General features: G+C 38.0%; 6 protein-coding genes. 1 reads left to right on the top strand and 5 read right to left on the bottom strand.

The window, feature by feature from the left end:
* The first annotated feature begins 88 nt into the window (after positions 1-88).
* Positions 89-1,405, top strand: coding sequence for a C1 family peptidase (locus tag CP368_RS08825; RefSeq protein ID WP_098044366.1), 1,317 nt, complete (start codon positions 89-91; stop codon positions 1,403-1,405).
* Between the two features lie 75 nt (positions 1,406-1,480).
* On the opposite strand, the gene CP368_RS08820 is transcribed toward CP368_RS08825, so the two are convergent.
* From CP368_RS08820 to opp3b, 5 genes are all read right to left on the bottom strand, one after another.
* Positions 1,481-2,623 (bottom strand): IMP dehydrogenase, encoded by a 1,143-nt coding sequence (locus CP368_RS08820; protein WP_098044365.1) that lies wholly within the window; start codon positions 2,621-2,623, stop codon positions 1,481-1,483.
* 107 nt (positions 2,624-2,730) lie between these two features.
* Entirely contained in the window at positions 2,731-3,672 is a 942-nt protein-coding gene (locus tag CP368_RS08815) for an ABC transporter ATP-binding protein (RefSeq protein WP_098044364.1), read from the bottom strand.
* Positions 3,673-3,693: 21 nt separating this feature from the next.
* Positions 3,694-4,743: an ABC transporter ATP-binding protein gene (locus CP368_RS08810; RefSeq protein ID WP_098044363.1), complete on the bottom strand. Its 1,050-nt coding sequence runs from the start codon at positions 4,741-4,743 to the stop codon at positions 3,694-3,696.
* A gap of 13 nt (positions 4,744-4,756) precedes the next feature.
* Entirely contained in the window at positions 4,757-5,788 is a 1,032-nt protein-coding gene (locus CP368_RS08805; RefSeq protein ID WP_087235722.1) for an ABC transporter permease, read from the bottom strand.
* Between the two features lie 4 nt (positions 5,789-5,792).
* Positions 5,793-6,722, bottom strand: a complete 930-nt coding sequence (gene opp3b, locus CP368_RS08800) for an oligopeptide ABC transporter permease (RefSeq protein ID WP_087176546.1) — start codon at positions 6,720-6,722, stop codon at positions 5,793-5,795.
* Positions 6,723-6,949 lie beyond the last annotated feature (227 nt).

Here is a 6,949-nt window from a genome sequence, read left to right as displayed (position 1 = left end):
GGTCCAGATGGACTTTTATTTTTATAAAGTGTTCAACTTGATTTTACAATCGGCGAAAAAATTAAAAATGAAAAAAGGAGATTTTTTAATGGCTCATGAATTAACTGTGCAGGAACTGGAAAAGTTTTCTGCCGATTTTAATAAAAATCCTAAAAACGAAGTCGTTGCTCGTGCTGCTCAACGTAGCGGTGTACTTGAAGCTTCTTACAATGACCGCGTTCAAAGCGAATTAACCCGCGTTTTTTCAACTGAACTTGATACTGATAATGTTACCAACCAAAAGCACTCAGGTCGTTGCTGGTTATTTGCCACATTAAACGTTTTACGTCATGAATTCGGCAAGAAATACAAGGCAAAGGATTTTACTTTCTCACAAGCTTACAACTTCTTCTGGGACAAGATTGAACGTGCCAACATGTTCTACAACCGTATTTTGGACAGTGCTGACATGCCACTTGATTCTCGCCAAGTTAAAAGTGATTTAGACTTTGCTGGTGCAGATGGTGGTCAATTCCAAATGGCTGCTGCATTAGTTGAAAAATACGGTGTTGTTCCTTCATACGCTATGCCTGAAACTTTCAACACTAACGATACTACTGGCTTTGCGACTGCACTTGGTGACAAGCTTAAGAAAGATGCTTTGGTTCTTCGTCACCTTAAGCAATATGGTAAAGACGATGAAATCGAAAAGACCCGTGAAAAGTTCTTGAGCGAAGTTTACCAAATGACTGCCATTGCTGTTGGTGAGCCACCTAAGAAATTTGATCTTGAATATCGCGATGACGATAAGAAGTATCACTTAGAAAAAGACCTTACTCCACTTGAATTCTTACACAAGTACTTAGGCGACGTTGACTTTGATGACTACGTTGTTTTAACTAACGCTCCAGATCACGAATATGGCAAGCTTTATGGTTTACCAGCAGAAGACAACGTTTCTGGTTCACTCAGAATTAAGCTTTTGAACGTGCCAATGGAATACTTGACCGCTGCTTCAATTGCCCAATTAAAGGATGGCGAAGCTGTTTGGTTTGGTAACGATGTTCTTCGTCAAATGGACCGCAAGACTGGTTACCTTGACACTAACCTTTACAAATTAGACGACTTATTCGGCGTTGATCTTAAAATGTCAAAGGCTGACAGATTAAAGACCGGTGTCGGCGAAGTTTCTCACGCCATGACTTTAGTTGGTGTTGATGAAGACAACGGTGAAGTTCGTCAATGGAAAGTTGAAAACTCATGGGGCGACAAGTCCGGTGCTAAGGGTTACTATGTAATGAACAACGAATGGTTCAACGATTACGTTTACGAAGTTGTTGTTCACAAGAAGTATTTGACTGACAAGCAAAAGGAACTTGCTGAAGGCCCAATCACTGATCTTCCTGCATGGGACTCACTTGCTTAATTATTTAAGATAAACGAAAAAGACTTAATCTAGCAGCAAATGTCTAGATTAAGTCTTTTTTTAATCCTTTTTCTTCTACTTATAATTTGGAGCAGCCTTAGTCATTTGGACATCATGTGGATGTGATTCACGCAAACCTGCATTAGTGATTTGAACAAATTGTGCCTTTTCAATCAACTCAGGAATATTTGCGGCACCACAGTAACCCATACCAGAGCGAAGTCCCCCATCAATTTGGAAGACTACATCACTCACGTCGCCCTTGTACTCTACACGAGCTTCAACACCTTCTGGCACCAATTTATTAGCTTCGTTAACGCCGCCTTGGAAGTAACGGTCACTTGAACCATGAGCTTGAGCCATCGCACCAACAGAGCCCATACCACGGTAACGCTTAAACTTCTTGCCATTTTCTTCAAAAATATCACCAGGTGCTTCAGTTGTTCCTGAAAGCATACTACCGAGCATGACGGCATTACCACCTGCTGCTAAAGCCTTAACTACATCCCCAGAATATTTAATACCACCATCGGCAATGATTGGCTTGTGGTACTCACGTGCAGCTGAAGCAGCATCATAAATAGCTGTAATTTGCGGAACACCAACACCGGCAACAATTCTAGTAGTACAAATTGAACCAGGTCCAATCCCAACTTTAACTACGTCAACACCTGCATCAAATAATGCTCTAGTTGCATCCCCAGTTGCAACGTTACCGGCAATCAGAGTTTGCTTAGGAAAATGATCATGGATCTCTTTAATCTTACGTAAAACACCAGCTGAATGACCGTGAGCAGTATCAATCACGATTGCATCCGCACCAGCTTCAAGAAGTGCTTCAGCTCTTTCAAAAGTATCGCTAGTTACACCAACTGCAGCTGCACAAAGCAATCTATTTTGATCATCGACTGCAGCCTTAGTCGCATTGCTTGGTACGACTACGCTCTTCACATTGGCTACTTCGCCAGCTTGAGCTTGAATTGACATGTTCTTGTGTACTACACCAAGTCCACCTTGAAGAGCCATAGCGATTGCCATTGCGCCCTCAGTAACAGTATCCATTCCTGCACTGATCAATGGAATATTTAATTTGATATTATCGGCAAGCTTAGTGCTTAAATCAACTTCATTGGGCAAAACGTGACTTTCTGCCGGAATTAATAAAACATCATCAAAAGTTAAACCTTTTTTGGCAAATTTGGTATCCCAGTTAGACATATGACTCTCCTTTTCTCATTCAAAAAATTATTAGCTCTACTTTACTAGCACCCTTACCAAATTTCAAGAAATATATCAAAAAATCCATCCTTCAAGGATGGATTTGCTTATTCATAGCTAGCAGCAACATTTTGATAATGAGCAACTTCATCATCACTGCAACGCACAAAATGTCCAGGACGGATTTCATGCATGGTACGTTCTTTACCATCGCCCTCTTCTTTTTGTACATCATAGTCTATACGCTTACGATTTCGTTCAATTTCTGGATCAGGCACTGGAACTGCCGAAATCAAACTCTTAGTATAGTCATGCAACGGACGATCATAAACATCATCGGCTGGTCCTACTTCGAGTAACTTACCAAAGTGCATAACACCAATGCGGTCAGAAATAAATTTAACCATTGATAAGTCATGCGCAATAAATAAGTAAGTTAGCCCATGCTTTTTCTGCAATTCTATCATCAAGTTAACAACTTGCGCTTGAATCGAAACATCTAACGCCGAAATAGGTTCATCTGCAACGATAAATTTAGGTTCTACTGCCAATGCACGTGCAATTCCGATTCTTTGACGCTGCCCACCAGAAAATTCGTGAGGGAAACGACTAGCATGATTCTTATTCAAGCCAACCGTTTCAAGTAATTCTTCTACTCTCTGACGACGTTCTTCTTTTGATTTAACTAAATGGTGAATGTCCAAACCTTCCGCAATAATATCCTCTACTGTCATTCTAGGATTTAATGATGCATATGGATCTTGGAAAATCATCTGTGCGTCACGCCGAAATCTCAATTTATCTTCACGTTTCTTCAGATTTTCAATGTTTTTTCCCTCAAAGATAACCTCACCAGCAGTTGGTTGATAAAGCTGTAAAATTGAACGGCCAGTCGTAGTTTTACCTGAACCTGATTCACCTACTAAACCGAAGGTTTCTCCTTTATGGATATCAAAACTCACATCATCTACAGCTTTAGTGATTGTACGTCCATTTTTGAAGTATTGCTTTAAATGCTTTACTTGCAAAATCTTTTCTTTTTCTGACATATAAATCTCCTCTCGCTGTTGCTAGTTTTGTACCTTATTTTCTTCTTGCATCAATTCAAATTTCTTCCAACGTCTTTGAATTTCAGCCGGTGGTTCTACTTTAGGTGCTCCTGGTGCAAGTAACCAAGTAGCCGCATAATGTGTATCTGATACTTTGAAAAATGGTGGCTTACGCTCAATATCAATTTTCATTGCATACTTGTTTCTTGGTGCAAACGGATCACCCTTAGGTGGATCAAGTAAATCTGGGGGTGTACCCGGAATTGATTCCAAAGTATCGCTTTCTAAAGTTGGCATTGAATTAATCAATCCCCAGGTATATGGATGTTGTGGATTATAAAAGATATCATCAACAGTACCATATTCAAGAAATTCACCAGCGTACATTACAGCAACTCGATCTGCCATTCCGGCAACAACACCTAAATCGTGGGTAATAAAGATAATTGAAGTCTTTACTCTCTTTTGTAAATCCTTCATTAAATCCAAAATTTCTGCTTGAACTGTTACATCTAACGCAGTAGTTGGTTCATCTGCTAATAAAATTTCTGGCTCACAAATTAAAGCAATTGCAATCACAATTCTTTGTCGCATACCACCAGAGAATTGATGAGGGTATTCATTAATTCTCTCTTCGGCATTAGGAATACCAACAGCTTTCATCATTTCCAAAGCCTTAGCCCAAGCTTCTTTTTTTGAAACGCCTTTATGCTTAATCAAAGGTTCAGCAATTTGTTGACCAATCTTCATGGTTGGATCCAGTGAAGTCATTGGATCTTGGAAAATCATGGCAATTTCATTACCACGAATTTTTTGCCATTCTTTTTCAGAAATATCCAATAAATTTTTACCGTGAAAATTTATTTCTCCACCCATAATTTGAGCATTACGAGCAAGAAGTCCAATAATTGAACGAGTAGTAACAGATTTTCCTGAACCTGATTCACCAACAATTGCCAAGGTTTCTCCCTCATTCAAATGAAAGGAGACATCACGAATTGCCTTTACTTCACCTGCATAAGTGTGAAAATCAATTTTCAAATTTTTAACATCCAAAATTTTCTTTGGCATTTAGTTTTGCCTCCTATCTTTGTCCTTTAGGGTCAAATGCATCACGCAAGCCATCACCAAGTAAGTTAAATGCAATCATCAAGATACATAAAACAATTGCTGGATACCACATCTGATATGGTAAGAATTGGAAGTTCTTTTGGCCTTCATTCAGAAGCACACCAAGTGAGGTTTCCGGTGCAGTGATACCAATACCAATAAAACTTAGGAATGCTTCAAAGAAGATTGCACTTGGGATAGTATACATGGTTTGAATAATGATTAAACTTGATAAATTAGGAACAAGATGCTTCCATGCAATTTTCCAACCTGATTCACCTAATGACTGTGCTGCCAAAACATATTCTTCATTTTTCAAACTCAATGTTTCTGCACGAATTTGCCGGGCCATTGTCGTCCAACTTGAAATAGCAATTGCTAAAATAATTGAAGTAATACCTGGTTTTAAAACAACCAACATTAGAACCACAATAATTAAGTTAGGAACGGAAGAAATAATTTCGATAATCCGTTGCATAACGTTATCGACTCCTCCGCCTTTCCAACCAGAAATTATTCCATACATAACCCCGATCGTTAAATCAAAGAAAGCAGCTACTAAAGCAACAATTAAAGAAATTTTTGTACCATAAATAATTCTTTGACCTAATGAACGACCTAAGTAGTCAGTTCCTGCTATGAAATACTTATCCTTAGGAACATTATTTTGAGCATAGGCATCAACCCATTGGCCATTTTGCTTAATTTTACCGTTAAGACCATTAATAGCGCTCAATCCCGGAACTTTAGCAGGTAAATTAGCGTACTGCGGATGTGATTTTACCAATGTAGATTTATTAATAAATGGCGTTGAACCAAAAGCAACTATAACCATAAAAATAATAACGATTGCAGAAATTACAGCTGCTTTTCTTTGTTTGAATCTTATCCAAACATTTTGACTAAATGAAAGTGCAGGCCCAGCAATTTTTTCACTATCTTGAGCTTGTCCTTTTGGTAAAGGTTCAAAAGCATCTGGACTAAGTTTTAAATCTTTTTCATCCATATCTCTAAGCCTCACTTCCTGCTAATCTAATTCGTGGATCGATTAATCCGTAAACAATATCAGTGATTAAAAGAACAATTACTAGACCAATACAGTAGACCATTGTAATACCCATGATTGTTGGATAGTCATTAGTCAAAATTGACTTAACGAATTGTTCACCAATTCCAGGGATATTGAAAATATTTTCAATAACCATTGAACCAGTCATCAACGCTACAGCATAAGGTCCAATCAAAGTCACTAATGGAATTACTGAGTTACGCATTGCGTGCTTTCTAATAACTTCCATTCTACTTAACCCTTTTGCCTTACCTAATTCAATGTAGTCACTACTCAAAGTATCAACCATGCTAGTTCTAATAAATCGAGCCGTTTCAGCAAGCGGACCTACAGCTAAAGCAATAGTTGGCAAGATGGTTTGAGAAAATTGACCCCAACCAGCGATCGGGAACCATCCCAGTTTTAAACCAATGTAATATTGAAGAAGAACTGCTAAAACAAAGTTAGGAACAGATTTACCAATAATTGAAAAAACAGTTGCAGTAGAATCAGCCCAAGTACCTTGTTTCATGGCTGCAATCGCACCAACGATAACGCCGAGCACAACACCAAGAATCAATGCTTGAAGACCTAATTGAACTGAAGCACCGAGACGAGCACCAATTAATGATGAGACAGGTTGATTACTGTATTGGAAACTTGTTCCAAAATCACCGTGCAGCATACCGACAATATAAATCAAGTATTGTTGCCATACTGGTTTATTCAAACCATATTGTTGGTCCATGATATGTCTTTGCGTCATCGTCATCTTTGCTTCATTGGCATACGGTGATCCTGGCATCAATTTCATTAAGAAAAAGGTTACCGTTGCTACAATAAACAAAGTGAGGATCATATATAAAATACGCTTTATTAAGTATCTAGCCATATTTGCAGCTCCTTACTTTTTATTTAATCTTCACATTATTTTTTAATGTTAGTTTCTATTATAGCAAAACACAAAAAAATATCTAGTCATAATTAAAAAAATAAGATAAAATCGCATTTTCTCTTATTTTTTTAATTACGCCGATTGTAAAATTAAATTGAACACTTGATAGAAAATAAAAAGTCCATTTGGACCTGTTTGATAGAATGTTAATAACCACAAAAACA

It is taken from the genome of Lactobacillus sp. UMNPBX17 (assembly GCF_002553735.1).
Lineage (GTDB): Bacteria > Bacillota > Bacilli > Lactobacillales > Lactobacillaceae > Lactobacillus > Lactobacillus gallinarum.
The sequence above is the reverse complement of the archived record's forward strand: the minus strand, read 5'-3'. Positions and strand labels throughout refer to the sequence as shown.